Raw genomic sequence first — 16,320 nt, forward strand, 5'->3', positions numbered from 1 at the left:
ATTTGCGCAATTCAATGCTGACAGTTGCAAGGCAAATTGACTATCGCAATCGCTACCCCATTACTCCAATATCAAATCATCCGACTTTGTCGTTGATGGCCAGGCATTGATCACCGCTTTCACCAAAGTGGCCAATGGTATGGCAAAAAACACTCCCCAAAAACCCCATAATCCGCCAAACATTATCACCGCAATGATAATGGCGACCGGATGTAAGTTCACGGCTTCTGAAAACAAAAACGGGACCAGAATGTTGCCATCAACCGCCTGAATAATCCCATACCACAGCACCAGATAACCGAACTGTGCACTAAAGCCCCATTGAAACAGGCCTACCAGACACACAGGTACCGTTACAACCGCCGCGCCAACATAAGGTACCAGTACAGAAAATCCCACCAAAGAGCCAAGTAATACAGGGAATCGTAACCCTAACAAGGCAAAAATAACCGTAGAGACAATGCCGATAATCAATATTTCCAGCACTTTACCACGCACATAATTATGGATTTGCTGATGCATTTCTGCGCCAACCTGTGAGGTCAATCGTCGCTCTTTTGGTAAAAAACGAATTGCGTTCGCTAACAACTCATCCTTGTCCTTCAAAAAGAAAAACACCATTATCGGCACTAAAATAAGATACACCATTAACGCCACAACATTGGACAATGAATTGACCGAAAATTCGAGGATCAGTTGCCCCCACTGCAACAACTTGTCTTTTATCGAGCCAATCAGCGCATCAATTTGTGATTCATTCACAATTTCCGGATACTGCTCCGGCAGCGTCATCAGGTAATTATTCCCTTTACCTACCATGGTTGGCACTTCCTGCACCAGATTACTGGTTTGCTGCCATAGTACCGGAACCAAACCAAATATTGCGGTTAAAGCTACGACGGTAAACAGGATCATTACCACCATTACCGCTTTGTTACGGCTCAAACCAAACTTCGCGACTCTTTGAACCGGTTGTTCCAGTAAAAACGCAATGGCAATCGCCACCATGATTGGCATTAATAGATCGGAGAAAAAATAGAGTACCGCAAAGCAAACCGACAAAAATAAAAACAGGGTAACCGCGTGGGGATCAGCAAACTTTTCCTTATACCACTGGGCGATATAATTAAACATCGTGCTCTCTCTTTAGAATTATAATTTCCATGGCCTCATGATGATGAGGCATTATCGCGTATTCAATACCGACGCTGGATAACCATTTCGGAATATCCCGCTGTGAACCTGAGTCGGAAATCATCAGACGCATTTTTTGCCCCGGCGATAAACGCCTCAGAGCAAGTTTAGTTTCAATTAATGGACGCGGACATTTCCAGTCCCGGGCATCAAGCTCTAGCGCATATCGCAATCAAACCTCCGGACACTGTATCTCATTTGATCTGCCTTTGAAACGCCAATATTATCAATATGCTGCAGAGATTAAAACCAGTGTTCTGGTGGCAACCAAATATTTCCCACAATAATTGTAAAATGAATTCAGATGGGCGAATATAACAAGCCTAACTCTGAGCAAGTTAATACAGCGAAACGTTGAACTATCGTCGCTGTAGCCGCTCTAAAGGTTTTTAATCCGCATAATATCAAGGTTGTCGTTAGGATATTAATGAATATTGCCTATAAAAAAACTAAAGTTTTCATATCTACTGCACTATTAGCCATCGCACTTGTCGGTGCAGGCCAGTCAATGGCTCAGCAGAATAAGAATCAACTTCCGGAAATTGGTACCTCAGCGGTATCGACGCTATCGTTAGACAAAGAGCGTATTTATGGCGATGCAATGATGCGTCAGGTACGTGCAAGCATGCCACTGATCCAAGACCCGGTACTTATTGAATACATCAACCATCTGGGCAATTCATTGATCCGTAATGCCGAAGGTGTCAATTATCAGTTCGACTTTTTCCTGATTAATAATAAAGAAATTAACGCGTTTGCATTTTTTGGTGGTCATATTGGCGTCCATTCCGGCTTACTCACTATGGCCGACAATGAAAGTGAATTGGCCTCGGTACTTGCCCATGAAATCGCCCACGTTACCCAACGTCATTTAGCGCGAAAATTAGAAGCGCAAACTCGAACAACGCCTTGGACTCTAGCCGGTATGGTTACCGGTGTACTATTGGCTCTGGTAAATCCTGAAGCCGGCATGGCTGCACTAATGTCCGCCAACGCGGCAAGTGCACAGGCCAGCATCAATTATACGCGCAGTAATGAAAAAGAAGCCGACCGGGTCGGAATGGCCATTTTAGCAAACAGTGGTTTTGATCCCAATGGTGCCCCAGATTTTTTCAAAAAAATGTCGGCAAAATATCGTTATACCTCGAAACCACCGGCCATGTTATTAACCCATCCCCTGCCGGATTCGCGGATCACAGATTCGAGAAACCGCGCACAGGCCTATCCATCGCGATTATTACCCGTTAACCTTGATTTTGAATTAGCAAAAGCAAGATTGCGTTCCCGTTACTCTGGCGAACCAAAAAACAATATCAAAACATTTACCGCAGAGCTGCGACGCCAGAAGTATCAAATAAAAGAAGCCAGCGAATACGCTTTGGCCCTCGCTTACTTCGCCGATAAACAATACGATGCGGCGGAAGAGTTACTGACCGAGCTTCTTGATAAGCATCCAAACAACCTGTTTTTCGTGGACGGATTGACCGACACTTACCTTGAACAGAAGAAATACGATAAAGCACTCACCATGCTTGAACGTTTGAATCTGTTAATGCCGAATAATCAGGTCGTTACATTAAACTATGCGAACAGTGCGATTTATGCGGAAAAATATGCGTTAGCAACGAATTTACTACAGGACTTTTTGATCCTCAATCCTGGTAACTTTATTGCTCATGACTTACTCACTGAAGCCTATCGTAAACAAGACAAACCCTCGCAGATGCATGCCAGCCAGGCAGAAGTCTATGCACTACTGGGTCTTTATCCAAAAGCCATTGATGAATTACACACCGCTTATAACTTTGCCAGTGAGAAGACCTTGATGAAAAAGCGGATAAAAGCGAGAATTGTGCAACTTCAGGAAAGCGAAAATCAGCTAAAACGTTTATAGTGCTGCTGATCCAAATGCCTGTAACCCTCCGTAAGATAAGATTAAGAGACAACTATGAGTCAATACACGATTTATCATAATCCCAGATGTTCAAAAAGCCGTCAGACATTGCAGTTAATGCAAGATGCGAATGTTGATCCTGAAATCGTCGAATACCTGAAAACGCCGCTGAACAAACAGCAGATTTTGGATGTCGCGCAGCGATTGAATGTCGAGCCAATCAAAATGATGCGCACCAAAGAAGCAGAATTTAAAGCCCTGGGATTGAGTAAAGACAGTAGTGCCGATGCACTGGTGGACGCCATGGTGACCACACCAAAACTAATGGAAAGACCGATTGTTGTTTGTGGTGACAAGGCCTGTATCGGTCGACCGCCGGAAAATGTCTTATCCTTGATTGAACACGAACAGCAGTAGCGTTAAAACATAATGAGTAAACAAACCTTTTCAACACCCACCTTAAAACGCATTGCTCTGGCCGGTTACTTTGGGTTGCTGGTGTTTATGCCGTTGTGGTTAATTTATTTGTCGCCCAGTGACGGCTTGTCTCCGGTATTGTCGGTGACCATGTTTGTGATCCCCTTGTTATTCCCGTTACCGGGGTTAGTCAAGGGCAACCCTTACACCTTTGCCTGGGCAAACTTTGTTGTGATGATTTATTTCCTTCACTCTCTAACGACCTTTTGGGTGTCACCAGAAGAACGGGTATGGGCACTGATCGAACTGATACTTGCCAGCATGATGTTTTTCGCAGGGACATATTATTCGAAATATAAAGGCCAGGAACTGGGTCTAGGATTAAAGAAAAACCGTAAAGAAAAAAAGTAACCGAGGTATTTGCAGCAATGAAACTCACTCAACTGGCTTTATTATTTATCGCCGCGCCAATGCTTTACGCTTGCGGTGGCGGTTCGGATCCCAATGACGGTTTCACGCCACAGGATCCGATCACTGGTGATAATATCGTGTTAAATGACACTGTGATTGCCCAAGGCAGTGCCATCGAGTTGATTTTATTGCTAAATCGCAACGATATCCGCGATATTCGTTGGCAGCAAACCAGTGGTCCTTCGGCGAGTCTGGTGCACACCGAAGGCAAAGTACTCGCCTTTACGGTTCCAAGTTCCGGTGATTATAGTTTTACTGTCAGTTTTAATAGTGATGGCCAGAATTATCAGGACTCGGTAAGTTTTAGTGCGACATCCGAAACCCCAACCCTAGTTGCGCGCCTTGGCCATAGTGTGGTTGAAGGAGGCGGTGTTTCATTGCGCGCGTTTTTAGATCAATCGTTTGACGAACAGAATGTTAACTGGCGTCAGGTTCAGGGCCCAAATGTGAGTTTTAACTCACGCAATGAAAGTTCTCGCTTAACGATTTTTAACGCACCACAAGTAAATCAGGATACGGTGATTGAGCTTGAAGCCTCCGTAACAGACCCTAGTGATGGCACGGTTTACACCGATACGGTATCTTTGTTAGTCGAAAATACCGCCGGCATCGCCAATGACGCCTATTTTGACGACGCGCCACTGGCAAAAGTATTTCCCTATAACAGCGACAGTCCTTATCGCAATGAACTGGTAGATTGTGTTTACTCGAATCAATTGACCAACTCCTGTCGGCTTTCTACCCTGCCATTATTGGCTCAGGATACACTTAACCCAACGATTGAAGATATTATGGACCGGGTTGTTGTATCGCACCGTTGGATGGGCGACAGATTCAAACAATACCTGCAGGCCTACGATAACTTCAACGATTTTAAAAACCTGTTACGAGCGACCACCGCGATTGTTATTTCCTATGATGTAAGACCTTCTTTTTACTGGACAGCAACCGGAGCCATCTATCTGGATCCCAATTCACTCTGGCTGACAGTAGACGAGCGCGACACCATCAATGAAGCACCGGATTTTCGCGCAGATTTTGGTCGCGATTTACAGTTCGTGATCCCATGGCGCTATACCAAAGATAATGAATACGTGAGTTTCTTTTTTGATCCCAATGACCGTGAAAACCGTCCTTTAGAAGACATTAAATATGATTTAGCGGATTTGCTGTATCACGAATTGGGACATGCGAATGACTTTTTGAGCCCCGCTGACTGGTCATCGTTCTCATCGTCGATGCGCATTGTCGATGCTGCTAATCAAAACAGTGAAATTTCTGAACGACTAAACAACATTTATCCCTTGTTAAGTCAGGAAATGCTCGGTCTTGCCGCAGTGCGATTTTTAGGGGCTCAGGCAAACAGCACTCAACAAGCTTACCTACCAGCTGATGTTGCAGAATTTTACAAAAATGACTTGGCCAATGACTTTTACAATTACACCACCACGCGAGAAGATCTGGCGATTTTGTTTGAAGAAACAATGATGGCTCTGCGTTTTGGGGTTCGCCGTGACACCGCAGTGACCAATGCGCCTACGGGTGATGATATCACCGGCGACGATTACATCGTCACCTGGGGTCAACGCGGCCGCGTAGCGGTCAACGACATCCTGCCTCGAGCGATTTTCGTGACCGAACAATTATTGCCTGAATTTGATATTAACAATAAAGCCGATGAGTTACTGCCACCGGTGTTAATGACACCGGGTCAGTCCTGGGTTGATAATCTGGAACTCACGCCAAGTAACGGCGAGCAATTGCTGAGTCGTCCTGCTGCGTTTTCTGGCTCTAGGAGCAGACAGCCAATATTATTCCAACGCTACCAACCGCATTTACGCGATGATCCTAATTAATGGGATACAGATCCGCTCTGAAGCGCACTGCGCTGTGAAAAGAATGGTTAAATAAAACATGCTCAAATAAACGAATCGTTTAATGCTATCAATCGTAAAGGCCAGAATAGTTCTGGCCTTTATTATTTGAGTAAGACAGATTTAATAAAAGGGATGGTAATTTTTCGTTGTTCTCGAATTGAAGCTTTATCGAGTATATCGAGACTGTCAATCAACGACATCATGTCACGAGATAAACGATTGATAAGGTATTTCGCGGTTTCATCGTTAATTTCGATGCCACGTAATCTGGCGCGATGGATCACAGCCGCAGCCTTACCATCATCGGTTAATGGTTTAACTTGCTCTACCATCCCCCAGGTAATACGAGATAAAAGATCCGGTAAACGGATCCCTAATTGCGACGCACTATCGTTACCACTTAAAATGATTTTTTTATCGTTTTCGATAACCCGGTTATACAGATCAAATATCGCCCTTTGCCAACAATTAGAATGTGCAATCAGTTGTAAGTCATCAAGACAGATGATATCGACTTGCTCCAAATCCGTTAGCACTTCAACCGACATGTCGAGCAGTTCTGCCATCGGCAAGCATACTGAACTCAAGCCCAGTTCGCTGGCATAGGCACAACTTGCATGCAACAGGTGCGATTTACCGACCCCTTTTTGACCAAATAAATAAAAGCCATGGGTACCATGACTTTTCCCTTCGACAAATGCCTTAAGGTTGGCGATCAGAGGCTGTGGCGCAGAACAATAAAAACTCGTAAACGTTTCATCGTCTGGTAAATGAACTGCTAAAGGCAGTTGATTGTATTTCGACATTACCCCTTCCAAATAAACCGGCTTATTTGTTCAGACTGACCGCGCACAAGCGGGTCATTGCCTTCAACCAGTTTCCCTTCCAATTTTAACGCTTGTTTAATGGCAGATTCACTCGATAACAAGGAAAGGTTGAAGAGCATGTTAGCGCCTTGCACAGAAACCAGCTGCACGTTGGATACTTGTGTGAGACTTTCCAAAAACTCTTTGACTTCTTTGAATGTCGCCATTGAATCAACATTTAAAATTTCAATCTGGGTCGAGTGATTTGCCTCAACCGAAACACTGTACGAATTTTGCTGATATAACGACTGCGCAATACCATTGACAACCTTGCTCACCAATTCTTCGCTGTCACTGCCTTCATAGCGCATGGATGACCGCGTACCATTGACAAATAGCGTCCAATCAATGGCTTTAAGCTGACTGTCGGATGTTCTTTTAGATGACTCTAACAACGAATTGTCCGATAAACGCACCACCACGATCGCTTCCGAATGATAACGACCTGACGCCTGTGCTAAGGGTTGTTGAAAGCGCCCCCAGACATCACCCGTGGAAACTTCCATGGCATCGGTTAAATCCATTAAAGGAAAATTCACCGGTAGTCCATACATGCCTGACTGTTCTTTAAACGTGTTGACGATAGGTTCCGGCGAAGAATCGGCAATAATCGCTCGACGATTGCCCTGCTCTTGCGCAAACCAAACCGTAATTAACGGACGATGCTTACCCCAAATGCCAACCTGTGCCTTTTGCAGTAACAAATTTATTTTGTCGGGATCAAAGTCTGCCACTAGATACGTTTGGCGATCCTGCTGAGCATAACTAAATTGGCTCAGGTAATTATCAGGACGACGTAATGCGGAACTTAGCGTGCTGTTGCTGGCGACAGATTCACTGCCGGCAATTTTTACCAGCACCTGGCGAAACGCGTCTCGTACCGCTTGTTGACGAGATTGCGAAGATTGACTGGGCACACTGACCTGCCCCTGATAGAGATTATCAACCTGAACGGCGTTAACGGTTGCCACATTCAGGCCAATAAGCAAAAAACTTATTGCAGCGCGTTTAAACAGAATTTTTATCATTTTCATAGGGCGAATATTATCATAAAGACCAAGAATTTAACCAAGAAAAGAAAATATTTTCTCACAGAGATTTTAACCAGTGCGCAGCACTGGTAGAATAACCGCAATTTTTACCAGTGTAACGAGGGGACTGTTGAACTTTGTTGTTTGTTTTTTCAACAAACTGACGGCGATTTCTACAAAATTCATCGTATATCGCGAATGGATATACATGCATAGTATGAAGTTTTACGAAAATTGCAATCAATGTTTTACAAGTGGCGCTCTGTGAACTTAACTTTTTGCAGTAAACAAAGCGTTCTCAATAAAACAAACAAGGTCAATTCCCCAACTGAACAGTCATTATGTAAGGGTACGAAGTGAGCGAGCAGAAACAATCTCTTAGCTATAAAGATGCCGGTGTTGATATCGATGCAGGAAATGCCTTAGTAGAAAACATCAAAGGTGCGGTAAAACGCACGCAACGTCCTGAAGTGATGGGCGGATTAGGCGGCTTTGGCGCCGTATGTCAATTACCAACAGGCTACAAAGAGCCAGTACTGATCTCGGGTACTGATGGCGTTGGTACCAAATTACGTCTTGCCATCGATCTGAAAAAGCACGATACCGTCGGTATCGATCTCGTTGCCATGTGTGTAAACGACCTACTTGTCCAAGGTGCAGAACCACTATTTTTCCTGGATTATTACGCAACCGGCAAACTCGATGTTGACGTTGCCTCTGACGTTGTCGCTGGTATCGCCGAAGGGTGTGTCCAATCTGGCTGTGCGTTAGTTGGTGGTGAAACCGCAGAAATGCCTGGTATGTACCACGCCGGCGATTATGACATCGCAGGATTTTGTGTTGGCGTTGCCGAGAAATCTGAATTAATTACCGGCGAAGATGTTGCTGCCGGCGATCAGTTAATTGCTTTAGCCTCATCAGGACCTCATTCCAATGGTTTTTCATTAATCCGTAAAGTATTGGAAGTGAATAATACTGACACAAGCGAATTGCTGGCTGGTAAATCCATTGCCGCGCATCTGTTGGAACCAACCAAAATTTACGTGAAATCGACTCTGGCGTTGCTTAAAGACGTAAAAGTCAATGCGTTATCTCACATTACCGGTGGTGGTTTTTGGGAAAATATTCCTCGCGTATTGCCTGCGGGCAGCAAAGCCATCATTGATGGTTCGAGTTGGCAGTGGCCGGAAATTTTCAATTGGTTGCAGGAAAAAGGCAACATTACCGAACACGAAATGTATCGCACCTTTAACTGTGGTGTTGGGATGATTTTGGCGGTTCCTGCCGACAAACTTGACCAGAGTTTGCAGATCCTAAACGCGAACGGCGAAAACGCATGGCACATTGGTGCGATTGACAATGCCGCTGAAGGCGACGAGCAGGTGGTAATCAAATAAATGTCCGATAAAAAACGAATTGTCGTTCTGATCTCGGGCAGTGGCAGTAATTTGCAGGCATTAATTGATGCCTGCGGTACTGGGCATATTGCAGGTGAAGTCGTCGGTGTGGTTTCAAATATCGCTGACGCCTTTGGCCTGACTCGTGCTGAAAACGCAGGTGTGGCAAATCAAGTTTTGTCGCATCGTGAGTTTTCCAGCCGGGACGCCTACGACCAACAATTGATTCAGTGCATCGATGAATACACGCCAGATTTAGTGGTTCTTGCCGGCTTTATGCGGATATTGACGCCTGAGTTTGTCCAGCATTATCAGGGGAAATTGCTCAATATCCACCCTTCTTTGCTCCCGAAATACCAAGGATTGAATACCCACCAACGCGCCATTGACGCCGGTGATGAAACCCATGGCGTTAGTGTACACTTTGTAACCGAAGAGCTCGATGGCGGTCCGGTTATATTGCAGGCAAAAGTCCCGGTATTTGCAGAAGATACGGCATCAGACCTCGCAGAACGTGTGCACGAGCAGGAGCACCGTATATATCCGCTTGTTGTAAATTGGTTTTGTCAGGATCGCTTAACAATGTCGGAAAATTGTGCCATTCTTGATAATGAGCCCCTGGCCGAAAACGGCTATGCCAATGAAGAATAAGGTGATTTAACATAATTATTATTCATAATTATTGAACTTCCCTTCATTGGTAGTTTCGAATCTATATACGAAAACTTATACCAATAAAGGAGCGAATATGACCCAACGTCCGAAATTTTTACTCAGCCTGGTGTCGAGTCTGTTGCTCCTTTCCTTATCCGCTCTTGCAAACCAGACTGCATCGGCTGAAACACAAGAAATCGTCAGTAAAATCCCCGATTTTGTCGCAAAATACAATATCGTTCACGGTGGAGACATCGTTGGTAAAGCCACCAGAGCCCTAGTCAATCATGATGATGGGTCGGTGGAATTTAGTTATGAAACCAAAATCAAATGGATGATCTTAAAAGATAAACGCAAAGAAATAACCACCAATAAAATTGAAGATGGCCGAGTGATTCCGCTTACTTATGAATCGGTTCGTGAAGGCACCGGCAAAGATAAGTACTATCACTGGCAGTTCGATAAAGAAAATTCTCAGGCAACGGATCTAAAAAAAGAAAAAACCGTGGATATTGACTGGCCGGAAGGATTGCAAAGCAAACTCAGCTTTCATCTGCAATCCCGCTTTAATCTCATCAATGGCATTGATCGTTATCGCTTCCCTATCCTTTCCACGTCAGGAAAAGTTCGTGAGTATGCGTTTGAATACGTGGGCGAAGAAGAACTTATGCTGCCCTATGGTTTGGTCGACACAGTAAAATTACGTCGCCGCAAGAATGATGAAAAAATTACCTATGCCTGGTTTGCACCAAAGCTTAATTACCTGTTAGTTAAACTCCATCAAATAGAAGGCAGCTATCAACAAGTCCAGGCAGAACTCGTCAGCCTGGACCAGACGGAAGAAGAAGCTGACGATGCGATAACGCCAATTGAAGAACCCTAACCCCGCCTATGGTGGTCATAGGTCAATTACCGAATTAGTATCCGTATCGTTCAATCAATTAAAGGGCATTCTTCAACGACCCAGTCCCCTGACATCTTTGTAAGGGGTCAGAGTCAATTATTAAAATATAATTTCTATATATTTCAAATAATTAAATCTCATTCCAGCACTACTCTGTCCCCTGAAACAAACTTTAAAGGGACACAGTCATTCACTTTACAATCCTAACCCATTGATATTTATCACATTGATATAATGATAATTGACTCTGACCCTGTAGGATCTGGTTTGCGCCCAAGTTGAACTACTTACTGGTGAAGTTGCATCAAATCGAAGGCAGTTATCAACAAGTACAAGCCGAATTAGTTAGTCTTGAATTGTCACTAGACGAAGCCGACGATGCGATAAAGCCAATTGAAGAACCCTAAAAAAATGGGTAAACCATTCTGGCTCAATGCCACACTTAAATACGTATTTTTACTGCGTTCCAGCCTACTGACATAACATTTATGAAACAATAAAAATCAGAAATTCATCATCTGTCTGATAAGTCGTCTGAAATTTGCGCATGTCTAATATCATGCTAAAGTTCAAGTGTATTCAACACGTTAGCGCCTACCTAAAACAGAGGATATATGGACATATTGAAAAGGTTTATAGGATACTTGATACATCTGTATGTAAGTTTTTATTTTAGAAATAAAAATGTTTACGTAATAAGCGGACTTCGGCGTAGCGGCAATCATGCTTTGATCAATTGGCTTGCCAATTCTTTAGAGCGTTCACACGTTACTTTACTAAGCCTCAATTATCAGGTTTGTCAAACCCAGTCTGGAAAGACCATCTTAATAAATGAAGTGAACTTCTCTGGTTGTTTTTGGTTTTTAAAAAGGATCCGCCAAATTAAGCCTTTATTAAAGCATGCGGACAACGTGATAATATCTCTGGAAGATTATTTACCAGAGCCCAGAGACAAATATATCCCGGCAACAGCCTGTAAAATAACGGTTAAACGAAAATTACTTAACATCATTGCCTCTCGGCTAACCCGTTCGATAAAACAAGCTTCCGTTGGACTCGATAGAGGAGATATGAGAATTGACGAAAGGATAGTCGACTATCGATACTGGCAAAATACCGCCAACGGCGACTGGCTTGTTTGGGATTTTGACTTGTGGCTTGCTAGCACGGACTACCGGAAAGAATTTTTAAAAAAACTGAGGTTGCAAGATGATATCCAACCTCAAATATCGATTCAGGGAGGAGGTTCCTCATTTACTGGAAAAAATACGGCTCCGCAAGCGCATGATTTAAACTCTCGTTGGAAACACATCAAATGGCCCGACAGAGTGATAAATATGATTCGCAAGGATGCCGACGAATCCCTTTTGACCAATGAAGAGTGGGAATTCATATCTACCTACGTATCACCGGAATAAACAATAAACTCACATCTTTGGTAAGGGGTCAGAGTCAATTATTAAAATATAATTTCTATATATTTCAAATAATTAAACCTCATTCCAGCACGACTCTGTCCCCTGAAACAAACTTTAAAGGGACAGAGTCATTCACTTATCAATCCTAACCCATTGATATTTATCACATTGATATAATGATAATTGACTCTGACCCCATGACCCCACAAGATTTAGTTGTTGGTGTGCTGTTCTATTACTTCTCCAAGCTTGAACAAGATGGCTTCGCCTTTGGCCATTTTTTGCCAGGACTCATCATCGGTCAGCGGCTGTGTAGCAATAATCGTCACCACATCGTTTGGCGTTGTTTCTTCTTTGAAATCCACCAACATTTCGGTGTCGATAAGCTTGGCCGGACCAAATGGAGCACGGCGAGTGATCCAATGTAATTTGGTGTCACAATAACAAAACACGAATTCACCATCGGACAATATGGTATTGAACACACCATATTGATTTATCGTTTGGCACAAAGCCGTTAGGGTTTTAAATAATTCCTCTGTTTGCGGTTTCTCACGGCCAAATTTATTCATTAATTGTTCGAGAATAAAGCAGAAAATCTGTTCACTATCACTCTCCCCGACCGCTTCGTGCCAGCTCGTTTCAAGTGCATCTTGGTAATCTTTTAGCTGACCGTTATGGGCAAAGGTAATATTTCGCCCCCATAATTGACGTACAAAGGGGTGAGTGTTTTCCAATGATACTTTTCCGACATTAGCCTGGCGGATATGACAGATCACCGCTTCACTCTTAATTGGATATTCTTTTACCAGTCTGGCAACCCGAGACGTTGCACTTGGCAGCGGGTCTCGAAAAGTGCGACAACCTTTACCTTCATAAAAGGTGATGCCCCAACCATCTTTATGAGGTCCGGTTTTACCACCTCGCTCTATTAAGCCTGAAAAGCTAAACACGATATCCGTTGGGACATTGGCACTCATTGCCAATAATTCACACATTAGGCACCTGTACTCGTAAAAATCCGGTGAAAATAGACGATAAAATTTAACACTGTAAACAAGGTATTTACACTTTTATCGTTATATTTGTTTTTATTTTTTCAAAGAAGGCGAAAATAAGCATTGAAAAGCGCCAGTTTTATAATTATCCTTAAGGTAAGTGGTCTGACCTCATACAAGTAAGGAGCTATTGTGGAGTATTTCATTTGGTGGGCGGCATTTGCTGCTATCACTACCTACCTGGCTTATACCCGTGCATCGCTAGGGATGTTTACACTGGGTTACGCAGTTCTGTTATTATTAGGCAGTATTTTCGATATCACCGGCTTAGTTAGCTGGGTGATTTTTGCTGCAATCGCTATTCCTCTGAATGTTTCCAGCATTCGCAAACAACTTATCAGTGGTAAAATACTGAAAATATTCCGCAAGATTATGCCGGAAATGTCATCGACTGAACGTGAAGCGATCAACGCCGGTACGACCTGGTTTGAAGCAGATTTGTTTAAAGGTGATCCGGATTGGCAGAAAATGCACAATTATCCGCAGCCTCGTTTGAGTGCGGAAGAGCAAGCCTTTCTTGACGGTCCTGTCGAAGAAGTTTGTCGCATGTGTGATGATTGGGAAACCACCCATGAACTGACCGATTTAACGCCAGAAGTCTGGCAATATCTCAAAGATCATAAATTCTTCGCGATGATCATCAAAAAGCAATACGGTGGTCTTGAATTCAGTGCCTATGCACAATCTCGCGTATTGCAAAAACTTTCCAGTGTATCCGCCGTACTTTCCAGTACTGTCGGAGTACCAAACTCTTTAGGCCCTGGTGAATTACTACAACACTATGGCACCAAAGAGCAACAAGACTACTACCTACCACGTCTTGTTCACGGAGAAGAGATCCCATGTTTCGCCCTGACTTCTCCGGAAGCAGGTTCTGATGCCGGTGCGATCCCAGATTACGGGATTGTTTGTAAAGGCGAGTTCGAAGGTAAAGAGGTGCTGGGCATGCGCCTCACCTGGAACAAGCGTTACATAACACTGGCACCAGTTGCGACCATCTTAGGTTTGGCATTTAAACTGCGCGATCCTGATGGCTTAATTGGTGATACCGAAGATTTAGGCATTACCTGTGCTTTGATCCCAACCGATATCGAAGGTGTTGTTACCGGCCGTCGTCATTTCCCTTTAAACGTGACATTCCAGAATGGTCCAACCCAAGGTAAAGACGTATTTGTGCCATTAGATTTCATTATCGGTGGTCAGGACATGGCAGGCCAAGGCTGGCGCATGCTGGTTGAGTGTTTGTCTGTCGGACGAGCAATCACCTTACCTTCAAATTCTGCTGGTGGTATAAAAACAGCAGCATTGGCGACCGGTGCGTATGCGCACATTCGTCGTCAATTTAAATTGCCTATTGGTAAAATGGAAGGGATTGAAGAAGCCATGGGCCGTATCGGGGGGAATGCTTACTTGATGGACGCTGTGACAACAATGTCCACCGGTGCAATCGATCTGGGCGAGAAGCCGTCGGTTATTTCGGCAATATGTAAATATCACTTAACCGAAAAAATGCGCGACAGCATCAACGACGCGATGGATATCCACGGTGGTAAAGGTGTCTGTTTAGGGCCCAATAACTATCTTGGTCGTGGTTATCAAGGTGCTCCGATTGCGATCACCGTTGAAGGTGCGAACATCCTGACCCGTAACATGATTATTTATGGCCAGGGCGCAATCCGTTGTCATCCTTATGTATTGGCAGAAATGGAAGCTGCGGCAAACCCGGATTTCAACACGGCACTTGATGATTTTGATGCGGCATTGTTTGGTCATGTTGGATTTACGATTTCGAACATGGTCCGTTCGCTTTGGTTCTCATTGTCCGGAGCACGTTTGAAGAGTGCGCCCTACAACGATAAAACCAAACGTTATTATCAGCTACTAACGCGTTTTAGCTCAAATATGGCATTTTTGTCTGACTTTTCCATGGCAGCACTCGGTGGTGATTTGAAGCGCCGTGAGCGCATCTCAGCGCGCCTTGGCGACATATTAAGTTATATGTACTTAGCATCTGCAACGTTGAAGCGTTTTAACGATGAAGGTCGTCAGAAAGAAGATGAAGCGCTAATGATGTGGGCGGTGGAAGACAGTTTATTTAAAATCCAACAAGCGATTGATGAGTTAATCAGTAACTTCCCAAATCGTGTTGTTGCCGGACTATTCCGCGCAGTTGTATTACCATTTGGCTGTCACTTAACCAAACCTTCAGACAAACTTGACCACAAAATTGCGAGAATTTTGCAAACGCCTGGTGCCGCCCGTGACCGTCTAGGTGCTGGCCAGTATCTGAACAAAGAAGATGGCAACATCTTAGGAAAACTTGAATTGACGTTAGATAACGTCATCAAAAGTGAAGCTATCCTGGCGAAAATTTCCAAACAAGCCGGTAAGCGCGTGCCACTGATTAACCTCGATAAGTTAGCAGATGAAGCGCTTGAGAACGGTTGGATTGATGAAACGGAAGCCCAGCAACTTCGTATTACCGAAGAAGGTCGTCTGCAAACCATCAATGTCGATGATTTTGACCCCATTGATTTGGTCGTTGACAAAGAGCGTCACCTAAAAATTAAAGAAAAGAACAAAGCAGTCAAAGCTGCATAATCTTTTACGCTGAGGCTAAATCAAAAAAAGGCGCATAATGCGCCTTTTTTTTCGTCGGTTCGAACTAAGTCTTTAATACTTTATTAATGAAATTTAATTAGTTAGTATCGATTTCATAATTTATAAATACAAAATAAATATCATTATGGTCAATCACATCATTAAAATTTCGCTATTGATATTACTGTTAAGTGGCTGTACCAATATCCGATTTACAACCAACACGATAGATTGGTTAGAATCTGGCTTTGAAGCCCAGGAAGTAGAAACATACAGTTTCGCGGAAATAATGACCTACAATGCCACGTATCTAGGTTCGGTAAGCGAAGAATATTGCCATACAAAAAAGCTTAACCCCGCACCAACATTCACTCCTTTGGTTAAAGAGCTGAAAATTGAAACGCAAAAACTTGGGGGAAATGCAATCGTATTGAACCCTTGTGAAAAAATCAAAGACTACAGCAGTTGTTCGACGCTCTTACGCTGTAATGCCAGCGCTTACAGTATCGATTTTAACGGCGTTTAACCGATAACATTG

At 43.7% G+C, this 16,320-nt stretch carries 16 protein-coding genes; 11 read left to right on the forward strand and 5 right to left on the reverse strand.

Going from position 1 to position 16,320, the window contains the following annotated elements; all coding sequences use genetic code 11:
- Positions 1–60 precede the first annotated feature (60 nt).
- Together FE810_RS14995 and FE810_RS15000 are read right to left on the reverse strand one after the other, a co-directional pair.
- Positions 61–1,134: an AI-2E family transporter gene (locus FE810_RS14995; protein ID WP_138321126.1), complete on the reverse strand. Its 1,074-nt coding sequence runs from the start codon at positions 1,132–1,134 to the stop codon at positions 61–63.
- Positions 1,127–1,366, reverse strand: a complete 240-nt coding sequence (locus tag FE810_RS15000) for a sulfurtransferase TusA family protein (protein WP_138321127.1) — start codon at positions 1,364–1,366, stop codon at positions 1,127–1,129. The genes FE810_RS14995 and FE810_RS15000 overlap by 8 nt, the downstream gene beginning before the upstream one ends.
- Positions 1,367–1,621: 255 nt before the next feature.
- Between FE810_RS15000 and bepA the strand changes: the two genes are divergently transcribed.
- From bepA to FE810_RS15020, 4 genes are read left to right on the forward strand one after another with little or no spacing between them, the layout of a single operon-like run.
- Complete coding sequence (bepA, locus tag FE810_RS15005; RefSeq protein ID WP_138321129.1) at positions 1,622–3,088, forward strand: beta-barrel assembly-enhancing protease; 1,467 nt, start codon at positions 1,622–1,624, stop codon at positions 3,086–3,088.
- A 54-nt stretch (positions 3,089–3,142) separates the two neighbouring features.
- Positions 3,143–3,505, forward strand: coding sequence for an arsenate reductase (glutaredoxin) (gene arsC / locus FE810_RS15010; RefSeq protein WP_138321131.1), 363 nt, complete (start codon positions 3,143–3,145; stop codon positions 3,503–3,505).
- A 12-nt stretch (positions 3,506–3,517) separates the two neighbouring features.
- A complete protein-coding gene (locus FE810_RS15015) occupies positions 3,518–3,916 on the forward strand; it encodes a DUF2069 domain-containing protein (protein WP_138321133.1) in 399 nt (132 codons plus the stop codon).
- A 17-nt stretch (positions 3,917–3,933) separates the two neighbouring features.
- A complete protein-coding gene (locus FE810_RS15020) occupies positions 3,934–5,832 on the forward strand; it encodes a hypothetical protein (RefSeq protein WP_138321135.1) in 1,899 nt (632 codons plus the stop codon).
- Positions 5,833–5,954: 122 nt separating this feature from the next.
- Here the strand turns inward: FE810_RS15020 and hda are convergent, their stop codons facing one another.
- Together hda and FE810_RS15030 are read right to left on the reverse strand one after the other, a co-directional pair.
- Positions 5,955–6,659 (reverse strand): DnaA regulatory inactivator Hda, encoded by a 705-nt coding sequence (hda, locus tag FE810_RS15025; RefSeq protein WP_138321137.1) that lies wholly within the window; start codon positions 6,657–6,659, stop codon positions 5,955–5,957.
- Entirely contained in the window at positions 6,659–7,753 is a 1,095-nt protein-coding gene (locus tag FE810_RS15030; protein WP_138321139.1) for a DUF2066 domain-containing protein, read from the reverse strand. Before FE810_RS15030 ends, hda begins: the two co-directional genes overlap by 1 nt.
- A gap of 353 nt (positions 7,754–8,106) precedes the next feature.
- On the opposite strand from FE810_RS15030, the gene purM reads away from it, so the two are divergent.
- The 5 genes from purM (at position 8,107) to FE810_RS15050 (ending at position 12,123) form a co-directional block, all read left to right on the forward strand.
- Positions 8,107–9,147 carry a phosphoribosylformylglycinamidine cyclo-ligase gene (purM, locus tag FE810_RS15035; protein ID WP_138321141.1) on the forward strand — a complete coding sequence of 347 codons (1,041 nt, stop codon included), beginning with the start codon at positions 8,107–8,109 and terminating at the stop codon, positions 9,145–9,147.
- Entirely contained in the window at positions 9,148–9,798 is a 651-nt protein-coding gene (gene purN, locus FE810_RS15040) for a phosphoribosylglycinamide formyltransferase (protein ID WP_138321143.1), read from the forward strand.
- A 97-nt stretch (positions 9,799–9,895) separates the two neighbouring features.
- Positions 9,896–10,684, forward strand: a complete 789-nt coding sequence (locus tag FE810_RS15045) for a DUF3108 domain-containing protein (protein WP_138321145.1) — start codon at positions 9,896–9,898, stop codon at positions 10,682–10,684.
- A 299-nt stretch (positions 10,685–10,983) separates the two neighbouring features.
- Positions 10,984–11,112 carry a hypothetical protein gene (locus FE810_RS17275; protein ID WP_281278338.1) on the forward strand — a complete coding sequence of 43 codons (129 nt, stop codon included), beginning with the start codon at positions 10,984–10,986 and terminating at the stop codon, positions 11,110–11,112.
- A 207-nt stretch (positions 11,113–11,319) separates the two neighbouring features.
- On the forward strand, positions 11,320–12,123 hold the full coding sequence (locus tag FE810_RS15050) for a hypothetical protein (RefSeq protein WP_138321147.1): 804 nt from the start codon (positions 11,320–11,322) through the stop codon (positions 12,121–12,123).
- A gap of 212 nt (positions 12,124–12,335) precedes the next feature.
- On the opposite strand, the gene FE810_RS15055 is transcribed toward FE810_RS15050, so the two are convergent.
- Positions 12,336–13,121: a class II glutamine amidotransferase gene (locus FE810_RS15055; RefSeq protein ID WP_138321149.1), complete on the reverse strand. Its 786-nt coding sequence runs from the start codon at positions 13,119–13,121 to the stop codon at positions 12,336–12,338.
- Between the two features lie 192 nt (positions 13,122–13,313).
- Between FE810_RS15055 and fadE the strand changes: the two genes are divergently transcribed.
- Both fadE and FE810_RS15065 read left to right on the forward strand, forming a co-directional pair.
- Positions 13,314–15,782 (forward strand): acyl-CoA dehydrogenase FadE, encoded by a 2,469-nt coding sequence (gene fadE / locus FE810_RS15060; RefSeq protein ID WP_138321150.1) that lies wholly within the window; start codon positions 13,314–13,316, stop codon positions 15,780–15,782.
- 145 nt (positions 15,783–15,927) lie between these two features.
- Positions 15,928–16,308 (forward strand): hypothetical protein, encoded by a 381-nt coding sequence (locus FE810_RS15065; protein WP_138321152.1) that lies wholly within the window; start codon positions 15,928–15,930, stop codon positions 16,306–16,308.
- The last annotated feature ends 12 nt before the right edge of the window (positions 16,309–16,320 follow it).

Source organism: Thalassotalea litorea (genome assembly GCF_005843925.1).
GTDB classification, from domain to species: Bacteria; Pseudomonadota; Gammaproteobacteria; order Enterobacterales; family Alteromonadaceae; genus Thalassotalea_A; species Thalassotalea_A litorea_A.

What these genes read in the sequence shown, in the direction of transcription:
- FE810_RS15050 (WP_138321147.1), top strand. Translation starts at nt 11,320, where the DNA reads ATGGACATATTGAAAAGGTTTATAGGATACTTGATACATCTGTATGTA.
- FE810_RS14995 (WP_138321126.1), bottom strand. Translation starts at nt 1,134, where the DNA reads ATGTTTAATTATATCGCCCAGTGGTATAAGGAAAAGTTTGCTGATCCC.
- bepA (WP_138321129.1), top strand. Translation starts at nt 1,622, where the DNA reads ATGAATATTGCCTATAAAAAAACTAAAGTTTTCATATCTACTGCACTA.
- arsC (WP_138321131.1), top strand. Translation starts at nt 3,143, where the DNA reads ATGAGTCAATACACGATTTATCATAATCCCAGATGTTCAAAAAGCCGT.
- purN (WP_138321143.1), top strand. Translation starts at nt 9,148, where the DNA reads ATGTCCGATAAAAAACGAATTGTCGTTCTGATCTCGGGCAGTGGCAGT.
- FE810_RS15065 (WP_138321152.1), top strand. Translation starts at nt 15,928, where the DNA reads ATGGTCAATCACATCATTAAAATTTCGCTATTGATATTACTGTTAAGT.
- FE810_RS15055 (WP_138321149.1), bottom strand. Translation starts at nt 13,121, where the DNA reads ATGTGTGAATTATTGGCAATGAGTGCCAATGTCCCAACGGATATCGTG.
- FE810_RS15020 (WP_138321135.1), top strand. Translation starts at nt 3,934, where the DNA reads ATGAAACTCACTCAACTGGCTTTATTATTTATCGCCGCGCCAATGCTT.
- FE810_RS15045 (WP_138321145.1), top strand. Translation starts at nt 9,896, where the DNA reads ATGACCCAACGTCCGAAATTTTTACTCAGCCTGGTGTCGAGTCTGTTG.
- FE810_RS15030 (WP_138321139.1), bottom strand. Translation starts at nt 7,753, where the DNA reads ATGAAAATGATAAAAATTCTGTTTAAACGCGCTGCAATAAGTTTTTTG.
- hda (WP_138321137.1), bottom strand. Translation starts at nt 6,659, where the DNA reads ATGTCGAAATACAATCAACTGCCTTTAGCAGTTCATTTACCAGACGAT.
- FE810_RS15015 (WP_138321133.1), top strand. Translation starts at nt 3,518, where the DNA reads ATGAGTAAACAAACCTTTTCAACACCCACCTTAAAACGCATTGCTCTG.